The sequence below is a fragment of the Pseudomonas sp. 3-2 genome (genome assembly GCF_019710535.1).
In the GTDB taxonomy this organism is placed as follows: Bacteria; Pseudomonadota; Gammaproteobacteria; order Pseudomonadales; family Pseudomonadaceae; genus Aquipseudomonas; species Aquipseudomonas pharyngis.
The window spans coordinates 557,750-577,837 of sequence record NZ_CP081200.1 but is presented as its reverse complement, the minus strand read 5'-3'; the positions used below and the strand labels follow the sequence as shown (position 1 = coordinate 577,837).

Annotated in this window: 16 protein-coding genes; 6 read left to right on the top strand and 10 right to left on the bottom strand. The window is 61.9% G+C overall.

Annotated elements, in window-relative coordinates:
• Window positions 1-31 precede the first annotated feature (31 nt).
• Window positions 32-1,063, top strand: coding sequence for a small ribosomal subunit biogenesis GTPase RsgA (gene rsgA / locus K3819_RS02540; protein WP_085611069.1), 1,032 nt, complete (start codon window positions 32-34; stop codon window positions 1,061-1,063).
• Window positions 1,064-1,119: 56 nt separating this feature from the next.
• On the opposite strand, the gene motB is transcribed toward rsgA, so the two are convergent.
• Together motB and motA are read right to left on the bottom strand one after the other, a co-directional pair.
• Window positions 1,120-2,184: a flagellar motor protein MotB gene (motB, locus tag K3819_RS02535; protein ID WP_221398570.1), complete on the bottom strand. Its 1,065-nt coding sequence runs from the start codon at window positions 2,182-2,184 to the stop codon at window positions 1,120-1,122.
• 3 nt (window positions 2,185-2,187) lie between these two features.
• A complete protein-coding gene (gene motA / locus K3819_RS02530; protein WP_007952169.1) occupies window positions 2,188-3,039 on the bottom strand; it encodes a flagellar motor stator protein MotA in 852 nt (283 codons plus the stop codon).
• 167 nt (window positions 3,040-3,206) lie between these two features.
• Between motA and K3819_RS02525 the strand changes: the two genes are divergently transcribed.
• The 3 genes from K3819_RS02525 to asd are packed head-to-tail and all read left to right on the top strand — an operon-like array spanning window position 3,207 to window position 6,479.
• Window positions 3,207-4,745 carry an HDOD domain-containing protein gene (locus K3819_RS02525; protein WP_085611071.1) on the top strand — a complete coding sequence of 513 codons (1,539 nt, stop codon included), beginning with the start codon at window positions 3,207-3,209 and terminating at the stop codon, window positions 4,743-4,745.
• Between the two features lie 39 nt (window positions 4,746-4,784).
• Complete coding sequence (locus K3819_RS02520; RefSeq protein WP_039766622.1) at window positions 4,785-5,600, top strand: rhodanese-like domain-containing protein; 816 nt, start codon at window positions 4,785-4,787, stop codon at window positions 5,598-5,600.
• 18 nt (window positions 5,601-5,618) lie between these two features.
• Entirely contained in the window at window positions 5,619-6,479 is an 861-nt protein-coding gene (gene asd, locus K3819_RS02515) for an archaetidylserine decarboxylase (RefSeq protein WP_007952166.1), read from the top strand.
• Window positions 6,480-6,539: 60 nt separating this feature from the next.
• Here the strand turns inward: asd and K3819_RS02510 are convergent, their stop codons facing one another.
• Complete coding sequence (locus K3819_RS02510) at window positions 6,540-6,941, bottom strand: hypothetical protein (protein ID WP_039766619.1); 402 nt, start codon at window positions 6,939-6,941, stop codon at window positions 6,540-6,542.
• A gap of 222 nt (window positions 6,942-7,163) precedes the next feature.
• Here K3819_RS02510 and K3819_RS02505 point away from each other — a divergent pair, with 222 nt between their 5' ends.
• Complete coding sequence (locus tag K3819_RS02505; RefSeq protein ID WP_085611073.1) at window positions 7,164-8,918, top strand: molecular chaperone; 1,755 nt, start codon at window positions 7,164-7,166, stop codon at window positions 8,916-8,918.
• 118 nt (window positions 8,919-9,036) lie between these two features.
• Here K3819_RS02505 and serB read toward each other — a convergent pair whose 3' ends face one another.
• Window positions 9,037-10,251, bottom strand: a complete 1,215-nt coding sequence (gene serB, locus K3819_RS02500) for a phosphoserine phosphatase SerB (protein WP_221398569.1) — start codon at window positions 10,249-10,251, stop codon at window positions 9,037-9,039.
• A gap of 134 nt (window positions 10,252-10,385) precedes the next feature.
• Here serB and K3819_RS02495 point away from each other — a divergent pair, with 134 nt between their 5' ends.
• Window positions 10,386-11,894, top strand: coding sequence for an AhpA/YtjB family protein (locus tag K3819_RS02495; RefSeq protein ID WP_074689624.1), 1,509 nt, complete (start codon window positions 10,386-10,388; stop codon window positions 11,892-11,894).
• Between the two features lie 231 nt (window positions 11,895-12,125).
• Here K3819_RS02495 and K3819_RS02490 read toward each other — a convergent pair whose 3' ends face one another.
• The 6 genes from K3819_RS02490 to parE all read right to left on the bottom strand — a co-directional run bounded on the left by K3819_RS02490 (window position 12,126) and on the right by parE (window position 20,083).
• Window positions 12,126-12,836 carry a membrane integrity-associated transporter subunit PqiC gene (locus K3819_RS02490; protein ID WP_039766610.1) on the bottom strand — a complete coding sequence of 237 codons (711 nt, stop codon included), beginning with the start codon at window positions 12,834-12,836 and terminating at the stop codon, window positions 12,126-12,128.
• Between the two features lie 231 nt (window positions 12,837-13,067).
• A complete protein-coding gene (gene parC, locus K3819_RS02485; protein WP_085611074.1) occupies window positions 13,068-15,332 on the bottom strand; it encodes a DNA topoisomerase IV subunit A in 2,265 nt (754 codons plus the stop codon).
• 7 nt (window positions 15,333-15,339) lie between these two features.
• The gene (locus K3819_RS02480; RefSeq protein WP_221398568.1) at window positions 15,340-15,864 is read right to left on the bottom strand and encodes a TIGR02281 family clan AA aspartic protease; all 525 of its coding nucleotides are present in this window, start codon (window positions 15,862-15,864) and stop codon (window positions 15,340-15,342) included.
• Window positions 15,861-16,862, bottom strand: a complete 1,002-nt coding sequence (locus K3819_RS02475; protein WP_221399654.1) for an esterase-like activity of phytase family protein — start codon at window positions 16,860-16,862, stop codon at window positions 15,861-15,863. The genes K3819_RS02480 and K3819_RS02475 overlap by 4 nt, the downstream gene beginning before the upstream one ends.
• Before the next feature lie 324 nt (window positions 16,863-17,186).
• Window positions 17,187-18,176, bottom strand: coding sequence for an esterase-like activity of phytase family protein (locus tag K3819_RS02470; protein ID WP_085611076.1), 990 nt, complete (start codon window positions 18,174-18,176; stop codon window positions 17,187-17,189).
• Window positions 18,176-20,083, bottom strand: coding sequence for a DNA topoisomerase IV subunit B (parE, locus tag K3819_RS02465; protein ID WP_039766602.1), 1,908 nt, complete (start codon window positions 20,081-20,083; stop codon window positions 18,176-18,178). The genes K3819_RS02470 and parE overlap by 1 nt, the downstream gene beginning before the upstream one ends.
• Window positions 20,084-20,088: the final 5 nt, after the last annotated feature.

Genomic DNA, 20,088 nt, shown 5'->3' with positions numbered 1-20,088 from the left:
CTAATCGCTGTATTCTTCAGACGGAACACCCATGGCCAAACGCCAACTCAATCGTCGTCAAAACTGGCGCATCGAAAAGATTCAGGGCGAGCGCGCCGCCCGCGCCGCCAAACGCGAGTCCTCGGCCGTCGAGGCGCTCGAAGGCGGCGACCTCGGCCCGGAACAGCACGGCCTGGTGATCGCCCACTTCGGTGTGCAGGTCGAGGTCGAGGCCGTTGAGGGTGAGCTGGCCGGCCAGGTCTTCCGCTGCCACCTGCGGGCCAACCTGCCGGCGCTGGTCACCGGCGACCGGGTAGTATGGCGCGCCGGCAACCAGGGCATCGGCGTGATCGTCGCGCAACTGCCGCGCACCACCGAGCTGTGCCGTCCGGACAGTCGTGGCCAGCTCAAGCCGGTGGCCGCCAACGTCGACATGATCGTCATCGTCTTCGCCCCGCTGCCCGAACCCCATGCCAACCTGATCGACCGTTATCTGGTCGCCGCCGAACACGCCGGCATCCGTCCGTTGCTGCTGCTGAACAAATTTGACCTGATCGACGAGCAGAACGCCCCGGCGCTGAATGCGCTGCTGGCGGTCTACCGCACGCTGGGTTATCCGGTGCTGGAAGTCTCGGCGCACCACGGCAACGGCATGGAGCAATTGCAAAAGCAGCTCGACGGACGCATCAGCGTGTTCGTCGGCCAGTCCGGTGTCGGCAAGTCGTCGCTGGTCAACAGCCTGCTGCCGGAAGTCGAGACCCGCGTCGGCCCGCTGTCCGAGCTGTCCGGTCAAGGTACGCATACCACGACCACCGCACGTCTGTTCCACTTCCCCGGCGGCGGCGAACTGATCGACTCCCCGGGCATCCGTGAATTCGGCCTCGGCCACGTAAGCCGCGCCGACGTCGAAGCCGGTTTCATCGAGTTCAACGACCTGCTCGGCACCTGCCGCTTCCGCGACTGCAAGCACGATCGCGAACCCGGTTGCGCACTGCTCAAGGCCCTGGAAGACGGCCGCGTGCAGCAGCAGCGAATGAACAGCTACCGCTCGATCATCGCCAGTTTGCCGGAAAACGGTTACTAGACTTTCAAGTAACCAGACACAAAAAAGCCGCGATCATCTCGCGGCTTTTTTGTGGGTCACTGTTTCGGCGCGGGGGCCGGTGCAGGCGCCGGAGCTGGTGCCGCTGCGCCCGGCTCGGTCGGCTTCGGCAGCGGGTCGTCGAACAGGTTCAGCCGTTCGCGCAACTCATGGGCCGGTACCGGCTGCTGATCCGCCGGCAAGGCGTTCGGGTCGACCGGAGTGGCCGGCGCGGCGCCTTTCTGGCCTTGATCTGCCGGTTGCGACGGGTCGGCACCTTGCGCACCTTCGATGGCGGCCTGGGCCTTCTTGGTCAGCACCACGATGTCGATACGGCGGTTGACCGGGTTGAACGGGTTCTCCTTGTCGAACAGTGCCGACGAGGCGTAACCCACCACACGCGCCACTTGCGAGTCCGGGTAACTGCCCGCCACCAGCGCACGCCGGGCGGCGTTGGCACGGTTGGCCGAAAGCTCCCAGTTGCCGAAGTCGCCATTGCCTACATAAGGCTTGGCGTCGGTGTGACCGCTGATGCTGATCTTGTTCGGCACCGCTTTGATGGTGTCGGCCATGGCCAGCAGGATGTCTTCGAAGTACGGCTTCAGCCGTGCGGAACCTGAGTCGAACATCGGCCGGTTCTCGGCGTCCATGATCTGGATGCGCAAGCCGTTCGGCGTGATTTCGAAGAGGATCTGGTCCTTGAACTTCTGCAGTTGCGGGTTCTCGTCGACCTTGTTCTGCAGTTCTTGCAGCAACAGTTCCAGACGTTCCTTCTCGACCTGCTCGGCCATGCCTTCAACCTGTTCGGTGTCGACCGTGACCTTGTCCGGTTGCGGCTGCGACTTCACTTCAGGGTTGAGAGTGTTTTCCGGCGCCAGGGTGGGCGTGCCGCCCAGGTCGATGATGTACGGCGTGCCGCTCTCGGAGAAACCGACCGGGTCCTTGAAGTAACCGGCGATGGCGATCTTCTGTTCCGGGGTCGCGGTGGACAGCAGCCACAACACCAGGAAGAACGCCATCATCGCCGTCGCGAAGTCGGCGAAGGCGATCTTCCACGCCCCGCCGTGATGCCCGCCGGCGATGCGCTTGACGCGCTTGATGATTATCGGCTGGTTATTTTCCATGACTTAGCGACCGCGAACGGCTTGTTCCAGCTCGGCAAAGCTTGGACGGTGAGCCGGGTACAGCACCTTGCGACCGAACTCGACAGCCAGCGACGGCGGCATGCCGGAAGCCGAAGCCACCAGCGAGGCCTTGATGGCTTCGTAGACGTTCAGTTCTTCCTTGGCATCGTGGGCCAGGGAGTGCGCCAGCGGGCCGAAGAAACCGTATGCCGCGAGAATACCGAAGAAGGTACCTACCAGTGCCGCACCTACGTGCAGACCGATGGATTTCTGATCGCCTTCACCCAGGGAGGCCATGGTCACCACGATACCCAGTACCGCCGCGACGATACCGAAACCCGGCATGGCGTCGGCGATGCCGTTCACCGCGTGGGACGGATGCTCGAGGTCTTCCTTCAGGCTGTACAGTTCCATGTCGAACAGGCCTTCCAGCTCGTGGGGAGCCATGTTGCCGGACGACATGATGCGCAGGTAATCGCAGATGAACGCGGTCATGCGTTCGTCTTTCAGTACCGCCGGGTACTTGGCGAAGATCGGGCTCGCGGCGGCGTCTTCGATGTCGCCTTCGATGGCCATCATGCCTTCGCGGCGGCTCTTGTTGAGGATCTCGTAGATCAGGCCCAGCACTTCCAGATAGAACGTGTGGCTGAAACGCGAACTGAACATGCTCAGGGATTTCTTGAGCACGTGCATCGTCATGTAGCCGGGGTTGGCCTGCAGGAATGCACCGAGTGCAGCACCACCGATGATCATCACCTCGAAGGGCTGGATCAGGGCGGCAATCTTGCCGTGGGAGAGCACGTATCCGCCGAGCACGCTCGCGAATACGACGATGATGCCGATAATTTTAGCCATAGGTAGAAAGGTACTTGTTTAAGTCGGGTTCAAGGTCATATTCGGAAGTTAAAAAATCTCTTCTTCTACTTATCGGCAAAACTGCGCCAGACTATAGCCAGTTCAGGCGAAAAGCCAATTTAGCCCATGCCGGGCGCGTCTACAGTCAGTGAAGATCTCGTCCAGACATGGCTAATGAAACGAACGTCCCACACGTAAAACCGACCACACTCGATGGTTGGGTGAAGCTGCTCGACAGCGTTCGCCTGCCGGTGCCGCAAGATGCCCATGACCGGGTCTGCCGGGCGATTCGCGATGACCGCAGCTCGCTGCGCGACATCGCCGACCTGATGCAGGACAGCCCAGCGCTGGCCCTGAGCATCATCCGCGAAGCCAACCGCCACACCCACGGCAACATGAGCGCGCCGGCGGAAAACCTCGAAGTGGCGATCAATCGCCTAGGCCTTGCCCGCACCGAAGAACTGCTGGCTCGCCTGCCCGCCGAACCTGCCGCACAGATCCCCCAGGCCCTGCGCCAGTTGCAGATGATCAGCCAGCACGCCACGCAACAGGCCAACGGTTTTTTCGCCGGTCGCTTGGCGCGACTCTGGCAGGACATTCATTGGGGCAGCCTGTTGTTTCTGTCGCCGCTGTGGCCATTGGCGCTGACCTTTCCCAAACTGCTTGAAGAGTGGGAAGTACGGGTTATCCACAAGGGCGAATCAGCCTGCGATGTCGAGAAACAATTGTTCGGCGTGCGCTTGCTGAAAATCGGCGAAGCGCTGGTGGAAGCCTGGCGTTTGCCGATCTGGGTCCAGCAAGGCTATCGGCTGCTGCTGACCGAACAGCGCGAACTGGTCAAGGTCCTGCGTATCGCCCGCGACGTCGATCATCCGCTGCGTCAGCAAAATCGCCTCGACGACGACCCGACCCTGCGCCGCTGGCTCAATCAGCCGGCCAACACCGTGTTGCTGGCCAACGGCCTGGCACTCTCGGCGCAACAGGCCTGGGACAGTCCGCACAGTGAGCGCTGGCAGTACCTGACCAGCCTCTACCTGCAAATCTCGATGGACGAGGTACAACAACAGTTGCACCAGCAGGCCGCCGTCAGCGCTCGTCATCATTTCATGCCCGACCTCTGGCACCCGGCGGTTTCGCTGCTGTGGCCGTGGGGCACCCGTCGCCTGCCCGCCGGAATGCTGCCGGCTGCGGCGCCGTCCGCTGACGACCTGAGCCAGTGGCGCCGGCAATGCGCCGAGCTGCTGGCCGTGCCAAGCCGCTTCACCAACGCCATGAGCCTGACCGTCGCCGCCCGCGATGCGCTGGTCGCCAGCGGCATGCGTCGGGTAATGATCCTGATGGCTGACCGCAGCCACGCCAATCTGCGCGTCCATCAAACCTCGGGGTTGCCGAAGGAAGCCGCTGCGCTGAATTTCGTCGTCAGCCAGAGTTCGGTGCTGCAACGCTTGCTCGCGCAGCAGGCGCAAGTGCGGATCACCCCGGACAACAACGCCCAGTTTTCCGCCCTGTTGCCGCCCTCGCTGCGCACGCTGTTTCGCGGCGAACACCTGTTCCTGCGCTCGCTGGTAAACAACGGCCGGGTGATCATGATCGTGGTCGCCGACCAGGGTGGAGGGCCGTTCGCCGACATCACTGTGCAAGCCTTCGGCAAAACCGCGCAGTGCATCGAGAAAGCCCTGCACAGTTTTAGCCAGCGCGGCCAATGACAGCTACAATCCTTCCCCTTTGTGCTCTGGAGACCTCACATGTCTGATTTCTCTGGCCTGGCCCTGGTGATCGAGCCGAGCGACCTGCTGCCGCGCCTCGAATCCCGCGATCTGATTCTGGTGGATCTGACCAGTGCCGCCCGCTACGCCGAGGGACACATTCCCGGCGCACGCTTCGTCGATCCGAAACGCACCCAGCTGGGTCAGGCGCCGGCTCCGGGGCTGTTGCCGAGCAAGGAAAAACTCGAAGAACTGTTCGGTGAGCTGGGTCATCGCAAGGATGCGGTCTACGTGGTCTATGACGACGAAGGCGGCGGCTGGGCCGGGCGCTTCATCTGGCTGCTCGACGTGATCGGTCACGACAAGTACCACTACCTCGACGGCGGTCTGCCGGCGTGGCTGGCGGAAGGTTCGCCGATGTCGATCCAGATTCCTCCGGCGGCGGGCGGCCCGGTTGCCCTGACCCTGCACGAGGAACCGACCGCCACCCGCGAATACCTGCAAAGCCGTCTCGGCGCCGCTGACCTGGCCATCTGGGACGCTCGCGGGCCGCTGGAGTATTCCGGAGAGAAGGTGCTGGCGGCCAAGGGTGGACACATCCCCGGCGCGGTCAATTTCGAATGGACGGCGGGCATGGATCAGGCGCGCCAGCTGCGCATCCGTACCGACATGCCGCAGATCCTGGAAAGCCTCGGGATCACCAAAGACAAAGAAATCATTACCCACTGCCAGACCCATCACCGGTCCGGTTTCACTTATCTGGTGGCCAAGGCCCTCGGTTATCCGCGGGTCAAGGGCTACGCCGGTTCCTGGGGCGAATGGGGCAACCACCCCGACACCCCCGTCGAGCTTTAAGGATTTTTAAGGACAGTCATGAAAGAGCGTTTGTTTATCATCAGCCAGTACCTGCTGCCCCATCACTTGCTGTCGCGCCTGGCCGGCTGCGTCGCCGAGTGCCGCGTGCGCTGGTTCAAGAATGCCTTCACCACCTGGTTCGCCAAGCGTTATCAAGTGGACATGTCGCAGGCACTGGTTGAAGACGTGACCGCTTACGAGCATTTCAACGCCTTCTTCACCCGCGCGCTGAAAGACGGCGCACGTCCACTGGACCAGACCCCGGGCGCGATCCTCAGCCCGGCCGACGGTGCGATCAGCCAGCTCGGCCCGATCGAACACGGCCGAATCTTCCAGGCCAAGGGCCACAGCTTCAGCGTGCTGGAACTGCTGGGCGGCGACGCGGCCAATGCGGCGCCGTTCATGGGCGGTGAATTCGCGACTGTTTACCTGTCGCCGAAGGACTACCACCGCGTGCACATGCCGCTGGCCGGCACCCTGCGCGAAATGGTCTACATTCCGGGCCGGATCTTCTCGGTCAACCAGACCACCGCTGAAAACGTTCCGGAACTGTTCGCCCGCAACGAGCGCGTAGCGTGCATCTTCGACACCGAGCGCGGGCCGATGGCCGTGGTGCTGGTGGGCGCGATGATCGTGGCCTCGATCGAAACCGTGTGGGCCGGTCTGGTCACGCCACCGAAGCGCGAACTGAAAACCTTCCGTTACGACGAAGCCGCCCGTGCGCCGATTCATCTGGAAAAAGGTGCGGAACTGGGGCGCTTCAAACTGGGTTCGACCGCGATCGTGCTGTTCGGGCCGGATCAGGTGAAGTGGGTTGAAGAACTGAAGGCCGGCTCGCCGGTACAGATGGGCCAGGCCTTGGCACTGTCGAACGCCTGAACCGGTTGATCCGCCCTTTCGCACGTCTGCGAAGGGGCGGACACGACCTGGGTGGCGCCGTTACTCTATCTGCCCACGGAAGCCGATCGGCCCTTCGTTGGCGTAGGTATTGGTGCCGCTGAGGTTTTTCCCGCCGTCACTCGACGTGACGCTCAACGCGATAACGTTCTGGTTATCCCGCCCGCCGATCACCCACTTGCCACCTGGATGCCAGGGGGCATCGTTGCCACCCCACTGGTTTTCGACGTTGTACTGGTTCTGGCCAGTGCGCTGAGCCTTGAAGCCAATAGGGCCTTCACCAGCGTACGTCATGGTGCCGGTAAAGGTTTTGCCACCGTCGCCGGACTTGATCTCGATCGCGACGACGTTCTGGTTGTCCCGCGCGCCCAGCACCCAGGTTCCACCCGGATGCCAAGGTGCCGAACTACCGCCCCATTGATTTGCCACTGCGTATTTAGACATGAACCTCATCTCCTTGAAGTTTCGGGAGACCTGCCCCGACGTTGACGGCAGGCCGTGCAACCGTGCGTTTCCGATCGCACGCCTGAGAGACTAGTAGCGCCTGCGGGAATGGCACCAGGCCAGCAGACCAACGGTAAAAAACCCTGACAAACACCTGCGAAACAGACCACAACTGCTAGAGTTTTTGGCATTGCCCTATTCGCCGCCGGAGCTTGTCACGGCATGAGTGAGCCACGATCCCGACCACCACTGAGCGCCCCGACGCCCACGCAGTTGCGCCTGTCCTTCTGTGAAGCCACCCCGCGCGACCTCAAACGCTGGATCGCCGACCTGCCCAAGGCCAACATCGGCGAAACCGCGCGCCTGCTGTACCAAGGCCTCAACGAACTCAATCAACTGCTGACCCCCAGCGACAACCGTCTGCATTTACTTGAGCTGTTGCGGCCCGAGGTGTATTTCGTCTGCCAGCATCTGGAACGGCATTTTCTGCATCAGGCGATCATGCTCGATGAGCGCTCACGCAAGATCAGCAATCTGTGCCAGGCCCTGCAAAGTCAGCTGGCCATCGGTTACAAACACATCATTCTGCGGATCGCGCCCAAGTACTCCCGGGATCGCGCAGCCCTGGTGAGCGAAGCGCTGCAGCGGGCGGCCCACGCGCTGAAAGGGCAACTGGTTCGCGCCACGCAGCTGTACAGCCCGGCGCCGGAACAGCTGTGGTTCGAACTGCATCAATTGTTTCGCTGCGCCTGCGAGCTGCAACTGCAGCATCGCCGGGTACGCGACGACCTCGCCAGCCTGACCGGCGAGTTGAGTGTCGAACAGACCTACCTCGCGGCCCTGTTGCTGGGCAGCGCTCGCTGCAATCAGTTGCGCCAGAACCAGATCGCACGCCTGGCCCAAGTGGTCGAGCCCTGGAGCGCGTGGCTGAAGCTGCAGCCCGCCAATCCGGGCGCGGGATTGTTCGCGGTCTCGGCAGACATCGACGCCGGCCCGCGTTACCGCTCGCAGTTTCGCAGCGAGCAACAGGCAGGGTTGCTCGGTTTCGATCCGCAACCGTTGGTGAATGCCATCGAGGCCCACCTTCAGCATCAGGACACAACGACGCCGCTGCCCGTGCCGTCGGGTCTGACCCTCGATACCCTGCAACACCTGCACGCGACCTGGGGCGAAGCCGCCGAGCGCAGCTTTCAGCGCACCGTCGGCCAGGGCAACCTGACCGTGTGCGTCGGCATGAGCGCCCTGCACTTCTACCTCGGCGGCGAACGCACTTTCAGCGAATTGCTCAAGCACCCCGGCGCCCGTGCGGCGAATTTCAGCCGCGCGGTGGTTCAGGGCGAAAAGGACAGCTGGAGCCAGGCGTTCGATGCCGCGCCACAGGGTACGTCCGACGAATTGTTGCCCTACGAGGAAATCCGCTACGAACCGCTGGCCGACGACGAAAGCGACACCGACAGCCCGCCGCACTACCCGACCTATGCCTTGCCCGTCATCAACCACAGCCCCGGCGGTTATTGCCTGGCCTGGCCAAAAGAAGTACCTGCCGAATTGCAGGCCGGGGAAATGGTCGGGATTCAGGACAGCCTCAATCAGGGCTGGAGCATTGCCGTGGTGCGCTGGATCCGCCAGGTGCGCGGCGCCGGTACGCAAATGGGCATCGAACTGGTGGCGCCCCACGCTCAGCCCTGCGGCTTGCAGCTGGTGCGCACCCGGGATGATCACAGTCATTACCTGCGAGGGTTGTTATTGCCGGAAATCAGTGCGATCGACTTGCCGGCGACGTTACTGGCGCCACGGCTGCCGTTTCAGGAAGGCAACAAAGTGCTGATCAACACCCTGGGCGAAGAGCACCGCGCCGGGCTGGATCGGCGGGTGGCCAGCACCCACAGCTTCAATCAGTTTGCCTATCGCTCGCTGGAGGCCGCGCAGAATGGCGGCAGCGAAGAGGATTTCGACTCGTTGTGGAAATCCCTTTGAGTGGAGTCGGATAATCCTGGGCGCCCCTTTCGCGAGCAAGCCCGCTCCCACAGTGGAATGCATTTCAATTGTGGGAGCGGGCTTGCTCGCGAAGGGGCCAGCTCAGGCGACAGAGCTTTCAGAGCTGTCCGTCGCGATCCCGGAAGCCCAGCAGGTACAGAACGCCATCCAGCCCGAGGGTGGAAATCGCCTGCTTCGCCGACTGCTTGACCAGCGGTTTAGCGCGGAACGCCACGCCCAGACCCGCAATCGCCAGCATCGGCAGGTCGTTGGCACCGTCGCCCACGGCGATGGTCTGCTCCAGACGCAAGCCTTCTTTTTCAGCCAGCTGCTTCAGCAGATCGGCCTTGCGCTGGGCATCGACGATCGGCTCGATCGCCACGCCGGTGCACTTGCCGTCGACCACTTCCAGTTCGTTGGCGAACACGTAATCGATGCCGAGTTTGGCCTGCAATTGCTTGGCGAAATAGGTGAAACCGCCCGACAGAATCGCGGTCTTGTAGCCCAGGCGCTTGAGTTCGGCGAACAGGGTTTCGGCGCCCTCGGTCAGGCGCAGCGAGGCGCCGATCGAATCCAGCACGCTGACATCCAGGCCCTTGAGCAGCGCCAGACGCTCCTTGAAGCTGGCGCGGAAGTCCAGCTCGCCGGCCATCGCCCGCTCGGTGATGTGCGAAACCTGGTCGCCAACGCCGGCGGCCTTGGCCAGTTCGTCGATGACCTCGGCTTCGATCAGGGTCGAGTCCATGTCGAACACCGCCAGACGGCGGTTGCGACGGAACAGCGAATCTTCCTGGAAGGCGATGTCGACATTCAGTTCCTGAGCCACGCTGAGGAACTCGGCGCGCAGGGCCTGCGGATCGGCGGCTTCGCCACGTACGGAGAACTCGATGCAGCCCTTGCCCTTGTCAGCCGGAGTGTCCAGCGGCATGCGACCCGACAGACGGTCGATATGGTCGATGTTCAGGCCGTATTTGGCGGTGATCGAGCTCACAGCCTGCAACTGGCCGGCGGTGACCTTGCGGGTCAGCAGGGTAACGATGTGGCGTTTCTTGCCCTGATTGCCCACCCATTGCTGGTAATCCTCTTCGGACACCGGGGTGAAACGTACCTGCTGGTCGAGCTCATAGCCCTTGAACAGGATGTCCTTGAGCACCGACTTGCCCTGCTCGGAGTCGGGGATTTCCACAAGGATGCCGAACGACAGCATGTCGTGGATCACCGCCTGACCGATGTCGAGGATATTCACACCACCCTGGGCCAGAACACCGGTAATGGCCGCTGTCAGACCCGGACGGTCGACTCCCGTGATGTTAATCAGGACGATTTCGCGCAACGCGCACCCCCGCAACTGGAAAAAAACCGCATTCTACCCACTTTCAGTGACCATCGGGCACCGCCAGCGCTTTGCCGGTCTAGGGCCTGTCGCTATACTGCGCGTCAACTTCACGGACAAAAGAGCCGAGCTCAGTGAACCGGCCCACGCCAGTTAAAACCGATAACTTCTTTCTGCTGATCTTCCGTGCACTGCGCCACCGCCGTGTACCGATTGCATTGCGCATTGCCAGCCATAACGTGATCCTGGTCGCCCTGGCCCTGGTGATATATGCCTGCGTGATGGGCCTGCAGTTCAAGCAGGCCATGCACGAGCAGGCCGATGCGCTGGGCGAAAGCCTGACCACGCAGACCGCCACCTCCGCCACCGAACTGCTGGTGTCCAACGACATCCTCAGCCTCAACGTGCTGCTCAACAACCTGACCAAGAACAAACTGGTGGCCCACGCCGCCATCTACAGTGTGGACAACCGCATCCTCGCCGAGTCCGGTCAGCGGCCCAAGCACGGCCTGCTCGGCGAAGCCGAGGGCATGTACGAGAGCAAGATCACCTTTCAGGACGTGACCGCCGGGCAACTGCGCATCAGCCTGGACATGGATCAGTTCCAGCAGCCGATGACCATCAGCCTGCAAAGCATGGGCATCCTGAGTGCGATCCTGCTGGCACTGTCCCTGGCCCTGAGCCTGCGTCTGGGCCGGCACATCTCTACACCGCTGCTGCAATTGCGCGTGTGGCTGCGCCGTATCGACGAATACACGCCGGGTATCGAGCGTCAGGACGAGATCGGCGATCTTGCACGCCAGTTGCACGCCAACTACGCCCCGGAGCCGGCCGAACCGGAGCCCGAGCCGGAGCCCGAGTTCGAGGACGACGAGCCGGAATTCGAAGTGCGCAACCTGCGTGATCCGAGTTTCGACGAAAGCCGCCCGATGGCTGCGCAGAAACCTGCGCCACGCCATGTGGTCAGCACCGTTGAAGACGACGATGACGAAGACCCGTTCGCCGACCTGCGTGACGAATCGCTGAGCGATACCGCGCAACCGGCCGTGCGCAGACCGACCCCGAGCGTGCCGCAACACACGGCGGTGCTGGCGGTGCAATTGGGCTCGCAGGAACAACTGCGCCGTTTGCCGCGCGCACGTCTGGAAGAGTTGCAGGATCGCTACCGCGACTGTCTGGAGCAGGCCGCTTCGCTGTATCAGGGCGAAATCGAAACCCTGAACGACGGCAGCACCCTGATGCTGTTCCACACTGAAGACAGCGGCGACGATTACCTGACCAACGCCATCTGCTGCGGCGAGCTGCTGCGGGCGCTGGGCCACCAGTTGCAGATCGAAGTCGCCGACAGCGGCATCACCTTGCAATTGCAGCTGGGCCTGACACTCGGCGACGAACTGTTCGGCCTGAGCCAGATCGACCTGTTGCTGACCGATTCCGCCCAGGACGCCCTGGCCCTGTCGCAACACAGCCGCAACCTGCTGCTGGTGGAGCGCAAGATCGGTGACGACGCGCTGATTCGCCAGCGCGCACGAATCCGGCCGATTGCCAGCCCTGAGGGGGCTTGCTGTGTGGAGCGGTTGATGGAGCCTTATCCGTCAATGCTTGAGCGGCAACTGGCGCGGATGCATGAGCGCCGGGCCTAAGCCTTAGCCCAGAAACGATGAAGCCCGCAGACACGCGATTGTCTGCGGGCTTTTTTGTTGCCTGTGCCAGCCCCTTCGCGAGCAGGCTCGCACACACTTGATCAGCGGCGCCCACACTTCCTGTGGGAGCGAGCCTGCTCGCGAAGAGGCCGGCTGCCATACCGTAGATATCCCGCCAACAGACACAACAAAGCCCGCACAAGGCGGGCTCTGTCCTGACTCATTCCAGCCTTAGAAGCGGAACACTTCCATATCGGTACGAATCGGCGAAGCCATCGGTATCTTCGGCTGCTTTTCGGCTTCCGCCGCCGGCGCTGCCGGTTTCGGTGCCGACTTGCGTGGCGCCTCGGCGACCGGTGGCTGATTGGCCAACGGTTTGAGCGCTACCGACAGTTGCTCGGCCAGACGCTGCAACAACACGCCCTGCGCCTGCACCTGTGCGGCGGTGGTACCGGCATGTTGCTCCTGCAGATGGACGATGCGGTTGTCGCGCACCTGGCCACGGCGGTCGATCAGGCGCCATTGCGCGTCCAGAATCGCCGGTTGCTTGGCACCGGAATCCAGACGAGTGATGGTCAACAGCACCTGCACATCCGGGGTGAAGCCCAGGGTCGCTGGCGCCAGCACCACGCGCTGACTGTCCAGATGCCCGGCAACCTGACGCAACAGCAACTGATCGATGTCCGATGAAAGGCTACCGGCCCAGCGACCATCGGTCGAGGCCTGAAGGCTGCCGTCCGGCTGACGCTGCAACAGGGTTTCCCGTTGCAGGTAATCGGCAACGATCACAGGGCCCAGCAAAACTGCCATGCCCGCGCTTTGCGCAGGCTGGGCCGGACTTCCGCTGTCCAGCTGATACAGCGACACCGGCTGGTGAACGCTGCAACCCGCCAGGCCAAGAACGCCGGCGAGCAGGAAAATAAGGGGGCGCAGAGAAGTCATCATCCCGTCCAGGTGGCCGCCACAAGGCTGACCACAGTGAAAATACTCAATAAATATGAATAACGCTCGGCCACGCCGGCGCTTGGAAAGGCCATATCATCCGTGAATATGCGTTCCGACTCCAGCGCCAAAGCGCCGATCTACGGGTTAAATCGTAGATCGGACGCTCTAGAGAGGCGTTCTCAGTCATTTTCTCCGAAGGAGAAATGAGTGCGACCGCTTCCTGGCCGCTTAATTGAGGTTTTCGACGAGCAGCGCATCCACCCGCTGGAAGCCACGTGGCAGTTTGTTACCACGGCGACCACGCTCACCTTTGTAGTGTTCGAGGTCATCGGCCTTCAGCGACAAGGTGCGTTTTCCGGCCTGCAGCACCAAGGTGGCGCCTTCCGGAAGAACGGCGATGTCCGTGACATATTCTTCGCGACTGGCCACACGCTCACCGGAAATACCGATGATCTTGTTGCCCTTGCCCTTCCCTAATTGTGGCAGATCGCTGATCTTGAAGATCAGCAGGCGACCCTCGGTCGTCACCGAGGCCAGCCAGTTGTGCTCGCGGTCAGCGACCGGACGCGGCGCAATCACCTTGGCGTTGTTCGGCAGGCTCAACAGCGCCTTGCCGGCCTTGTTCTTGGCTTGCAGGTCTTCGCCTTTCACCACAAAACCGTAGCCGGCGTCGGAGGCGATCACGTACAGCGAGTCCTCTTCAGGCATCAGCACGCATTCGAACGTTGCACCCGGCGGCGGCGTCAGACGGCCGGTCAACGGCTCGCCCTGGCCCCGCGCCGATGGCAGGGTGTGGGTGGCCAGCGAGTAACTGCGGCCCGTGGAGTCGATGACCACGGCCGACTGGTTCGAACGCCCCGCCGCCGAGGTCTTGAAGCCGTCGCCGGCCTTGTACGACAGGCCGGTCGCATCGATATCGTGGCCCTTGGCCGAACGGATCCAGCCTTTTTCCGACAGCACGACGGTGACTTTCTCGTTCGGCAGCAGATCGTGCTCGGTCAGCGCCTTGGCTTCCGCACGTTCAACGATTGGCGACCGACGGTCATCGCCGTAAGTTTCGGCATCTTTCAACAGTTCGCTGCGCACAAGTTTCTTCAACTTGGCTTCGCTGCCCAGCAGGGCTTGCAGCTTGGCCTGTTCCTTGAGCAGTTCGTCCTGCTCGTCACGCAGCTTCATCTCTTCCAGTCGCGCCAACTGACGCAGACGGGTGTCGAGGATGTAGTCGGCCTGGATTTCGCTGAGGGCAAAACGCTCGATCAGCTTGGCTTTCGGATGCTCCTCGGTGCGAATGATATGGATCACTTCATCCAGGTTGAGGTAGGCAATCAGCAAACCGTCCAACAGGTGCAGGCGGCGCTCGACCTTGTCGAGGCGAAATTGCAAGCGGCGACGCACGGTCAGCACGCGGAATTCCAGCCACTCCACCAGCAGCGTACGGAGGTTTTTCAGCTGCGGCTTGCCGTCCAGACCGATGATGTTGACGTTGACCCGGTAGGTCGACTCCAGCTCGGTGCTGGCGAACAGGTGCTGCATCAGTGCTTCGTGATCGACACGGCTGTTGACCGGGATGATCACGATGCGGCACGGGTTTTCGTGGTCGGATTCGTCGCGAAGATCGGCGATCTGCGGCGCTTTCGACGGTTTGGCCTGCATCAGCGCAGCGATCTGTTCCAGCACCTTGGCCCCGGAGACCTGGTGCGGCAGCGCGGTGACGATGATGTCGCCGTCCTCGACGTGGTACACGGCGCGCATGCGCACCGAGCCCTTGCCGGTTTCGTACATTTTCAACAGGTCGGCGCGCGGGGTGATGATTTCTGCTTCGGTCGGATAGTCCGGGCCCTGAATGTGCTCGCAGAGCTGTTCGACCGTGGCTTTCGGCTCGTCAAGCAGGCGCACGCACGCGGTGGCGACTTCGCGCAGGTTGTGCGGCGGTACGTCGGTGGCCATACCCACGGCGATGCCGGTGGTGCCGTTGAGCAGGATGTTCGGCAAACGTGCCGGCAACACCAGAGGTTCCTGCAGGGTGCCGTCGAAGTTCGGGCCCCAGTCTGCGGTGCCCTGGCCCAGTTCGCTGAGCAGTACTTCGGAATAACGCGACAGCCGCGCTTCGGTGTAACGCATGGCGGCGAAGGATTTCGGATCGTCCGGCGCACCCCAGTTGCCCTGGCCGTCCACCAGCGTGTAGCGATAGCTGAACGGCTGGGCCATCAGCACCATCGCTTCGTAGCACGCCGAGTCACCGTGGGGGTGGAACTTGCCGAGCACGTCGCCGACGGTACGCGCCGACTTCTTGTGCTTTGAATCGGCATCCAGCCCCAGCTCGCTCATGGCGTAGACGATACGCCGCTGTACCGGTTTCAGGCCGTCGCCGATATGCGGCAGGGCACGGTCCATGATCACGTACATGGAGTAGTTGAGGTAGGCATTTTCGGTGAAGTCAGCCAGCGAGCGGCGTTCTACACCGTCCAGGCTGAGATCAAGGGAGTCGCTCATGCGGGCCTCATCGGTTCGTTGTCTGGCGCAGCAGCATGGTGCCACCGCGCTGGGTAAATTCAAGTTTGTTCAGGGCGCTCATGCCGAGCAGCACCTGATCGCCATGCAGGCCGGGCGCCACCAGTGCGCGGACATCCCGCAACACGATGTCGCCCAGTTGCAGGCGGTCGATACGAGTGCGATAGCCCTGGCTCAGGCCATTGGCCGTGCTCAGGGTCACACCGAAACCTTCTTCCAGCCTGAGGTTTTTCGCCACCTCGGCCGGGATTGCCACATCGGTCGCGCCGGTGTCGAGCATGAACTCCACCGGTCGACCGTTGATCAGGCCGCTGGCGACAAAATGTCCCTGGGCGTTGCCGATCAGTTTCACTTCGATAAAGCCGTTGCCCTGCTGCGAAGCCATTTCCACATTGGGATTGCGCTGGCGCTCTTCCCACTGGCCGAAAAACCGCGTGGCCAGAAACAGCGCCGCGCACCAGGCCAGAATCATCAGCACCCGGCCGGCGCGCTTGCCTGGTGGTTGCTGACTCAAAGGCTCGCATCCCAGCCGCCCGCAGGAGCCGCAAAGCGCCACACAATCGGGCGAGACTCTCCATCGGCGCGGGTTGAGTAATTGTTGTCGACACCTATCCACGCGCCTTGAGCATCGACCAGCAAGGCCTCACTCATTCCGTGTTTGGCGTTGTATTGACGGCTCGGAACCAGTGCATCCGCAGCGAATGACCAGCAACGCTCCTGTTTGCCCGTCAGCATTTCATGGCGACAGATTTTGAAAGCATTGCGATCCAGCAGAAACAGCTTCTTATTGAATAGAGCAATATCCGAAAAGTCCTTCTCGACTAATTTTGAGCCCGGGAATTGGGGCGGTTGCGGCGCCAGCCCTCCCTCGGCCATCACCACACAACCGACAGCGCAATACCATTCGTAATAAATGATACGCCGCTCGATTTTTACCAACCCTCTTTTTTGCCGCTCTGCTGCCAGCCAGATTTGAGTACTGCCAATGCCAGTAATCACCAAGCCTTCAAACAGCGCATTGGCGTGCGCCAACAACCCGGCTTCCCTCGACTTTATCTGCATGTTCGGCGAGATGGTCAAAAACCAGGCCGAGGCTCCAGTAAATGTGACCTTGAGAATGGCTGAATACGTTTCGCTGAGAACGTACAGATTCCGGCCAGAGTCGCAGGTGATGCCTTCAAAGTCCAACGCACCATTACCCGCAAGCGATCTGAAAAAGCTCTGGGCTTTCATGCTCAGAGTCCGTCCAGCATCGTCAGGCGCTGGTGGAACATTAATCAAAACAGCCTCGGCCTTCCACACCGTGGCTCGTGTATCGAGCCTATAGATGCGATCGTCATCTCGATCCGAAATCGTCCACAACTGCTCACCGCACCTGGCGAGGCCAGACAGGTTACCACCGCGCATGCCATCCACCGGATGCTCCGAAAGCATCCGCAATTCAGGGTCAGCAGCCACTACCATTGAACTACAGACCAACAAAATACCCGCAACAACATAATTGAGTTTCATCATTGAATCTCCCGCAGTCGGCGTTTCAAGTTTCCCCGAGCCTTGCACGACATGTCGGAATTCAACGACCTCACTACTGTCTCGACAGCATTGCTTCAGAGCTTCATTGCCTGCACTTGGGCCAAGGACTTCAACCACTGGCCAGTGCAGCAAAGCTTTAAATCATTAAGCGCTTTTAATCATCGGTATGCCCATCACAAGCCTGTCCGGCGGTAACGCCCCGCCAGTGCTTCAATAACAGGCTAATTTTTCCTGACTCAAGTATTACAGGGTTTTCCGGTTCTGCTGCGGATGGCGAACAATCAGCAACGCGATAACGAAGGCCTAAGGCTTGGCGCTCCAGCCACCGTCCGGCGCGGCGAAACGCCAGATGATCGGGCGAACCTCGCCATCGGCGCGCGGGCCGAAATTGTTGTCGACGCCGATCCAGGCCCCCTGAGCATCGACCACCAGCGCCTCTTCCAGGCCGAAGTTCTGCGAATAACGCCGATTGGCCTGCAACAGCTCGGCCGCATACGACCAGCAGAGCTCGACCCTGGCCGTCTGCGCATCGCGACGACAGATCTGGTACGCGTTGCGCTCAAGGGTAAACAGCTTGCCGTTGAACAGGGAGATATCGGAAAAATCCCGATTGACCGGACGGGCTTTCGGGAACTGCGGCGGTTGCATTTCCATGCCGCCTTCACTGAGCAGCACGCAGCGACCGTCACAATCCCATACCGTCTGCTGGCGTTTGATCAGCAACAAACCGCGACTTTGCCGCTCGGCAGCCAGCCACATCTGATCGCCCGCCGGACTGATCGCCAGACCTTCAAATATCGCGTTGAACTGCAGCAACATGCCGCTGGCCCGCGCCTCGCGCACCATCATCGGCGAGATTTTCAGCCACGACGACGGCCCCTGCGGCGGTACTTGCAGCACGGCCGCGTGGGCCTCGCTGACGATGTAGCGGTTGCCTGCGCTGTCACAGCTGATGCCTTCGAAATCCAGATCCCCGCCCCGAATGAACGACGCCGCCCAGGTGCGCGAACTGATGCCCCACGGCAAGCCGCTGTCCGGCACTTTCGGCGGATCGATGCGTACGGCCGTAGCCTGCCAGACCCGGTCGCGGATATCGAGACGGTAGATCTGATCATCGTCGCGGTCCGAAACGGTCCACAGGTCATTGCCGCACAAGGCCAGCCCCGACAGGTTGCCGCCGCGCATGCCTTCGACCGGGTGTTCGGCGAGCACGCGCAGCTCTTGCACAGGCTCTGCCGTCACCGTCATCGAACCCAGCAGCAATGCACCCGCCAAGGCCCAGCCAAACCGCATCAGGCCAGAACCTCGGCGAGGTTACCCTTGGATTCGAGCCAGGTCTTGCGGTCGCCGGCGCGCTTTTTCGCCAGCAACATGTCCATCATTTCCGAGGTCTGTGCGAAGTCGTCCCCGAGGGTCAACTGCACCAGGCGCCGGGTGTTCGGGTCCATGGTGGTTTCGCGCAGTTGCGGCGGGTTCATTTCACCCAGACCTTTGAATCGGGTGACCTGCGGCTTGCCGCGCTTCTTCTCGGCCACCAGACGGTCGAGGATCCCGTCGCGCTCGGCTTCGTCGAGGGCGTAGTAGATTTCTTTGCCCAGATCGATGCGGTACAGCGGCGGCATTGCCACATAGACATGACCGGCATCCACCAGCGGGCGGAAATGCTGGACGAACAAGGCGCAGAGCAAGGTCGCGATGTGCAGACCGTCGGAGTCGGCGTCGGCGAGGATGCAGATCTTGCCGTAGCGCAGCTGGCTCATGTCCTCGGCGCCCGGATCGACACCGATGGCCACGGCGATGTTGTGCACTTCCTGGCTGGCCAACACTTCGCTGCCGTCGACTTCCCAGGTGTTGAGGATCTTGCCGCGCAACGGCAGGATCGCCTGGAATTCCTTGTCTCGCGCCTGCTTGGCCGAACCGCCGGCGGAATCACCTTCCACCAGGAACAGCTCGGAACGCATCGGGTCCTGCCCGGCGCAATCGGCCAGTTTGCCCGGCAATGCCGGGCCCTGGGTGATGCGTTTGCGCTCGACTTTCTTGCTGGCTTTCAGGCGACGGCCGGCGTTGCTGATTGCCAGCTCTGCCAGGGCCAGACCGGTTTCCGGGTTGGCGTTGAGCCACAGGCTGAACGCGTCCTTGACCACACCGGAGACAAACGCCGCCGCTTCACGGGAAGACAGACGTTCCTTGGTCTGACCGGAGAATTGCGGTTCCTGCATCTTCATCGACAGGACGAAAGCAATGCGTTCCCAGACGTCTTCCGGTGCCAGCTTCACGCCGCGCGGCAGCAGGCTGCGGAATTCGCAGAACTCGCGCATCGCGTCGAGCAAGCCCTGACGCAGGCCGTTGACGTGGGTGCCGCCCTGCTCCGTCGGGATCAGGTTGACGTAGCTTTCAGTGACCGAGGTGCCGCCTTCCGGCAGCCACAGCAGCGCCCACTCGACCGCTTCCTTGGTGCCGGCCAGGTTGCCGCAGAACGGCGCATCCGGCAGGCGCTCGAATTCGCTGACCGCATCCACCAGATAGGAGCGCAGGCCGTCTTCGTAATGCCACTCGACCTTTTCGCCGGTGCCTTTGTCTTCGAAACTGATCAACAGCCCCGGGCACAGAACGGCCTTGGCCTTGAGCACGTGCTTGAGGCGGCTGATGGAGAATTTTGGTGAGTCGAAGTATTTCGGGTCCGGCGCGAAGTACACGCTGGTCCCGGTATTGCGCTTGCCGACGGTGCCGATCACTTGCAGATCGGTGGCCTTGAAGCCGTCGGCGAAGGTCATTTCGTATTCGTTGCCGTCACGCTTGACCCGCACCCGTACCTGGGTCGACAAGGCGTTGACCACGGAAATACCCACCCCGTGCAGACCGCCGGAGAACTGGTAGTTCTTGTTGGAAAACTTGCCGCCCGCATGGAGCTTGGTGAGGATCAGTTCAACGCCCGACACCCCCTCTTCCGGGTGGATGTCAACCGGCATGCCACGGCCGTCGTCGCAGACTTCCAGCGAATGGTCGGCGTGGAGGATGACCTGGATCGATTTGGCGTGGCCGGCCAGGGCTTCGTCGACACTGTTATCGATGACTTCCTGGGCGAGGTGGTTCGGCCGACTGGTGTCGGTGTACATGCCGGGGCGCTTGCGCACCGGGTCGAGGCCCGAGAGGACTTCGATGGCGTCGGCGTTATAGGAGCTAGCGCTGGGAGTGGCCATAGGGT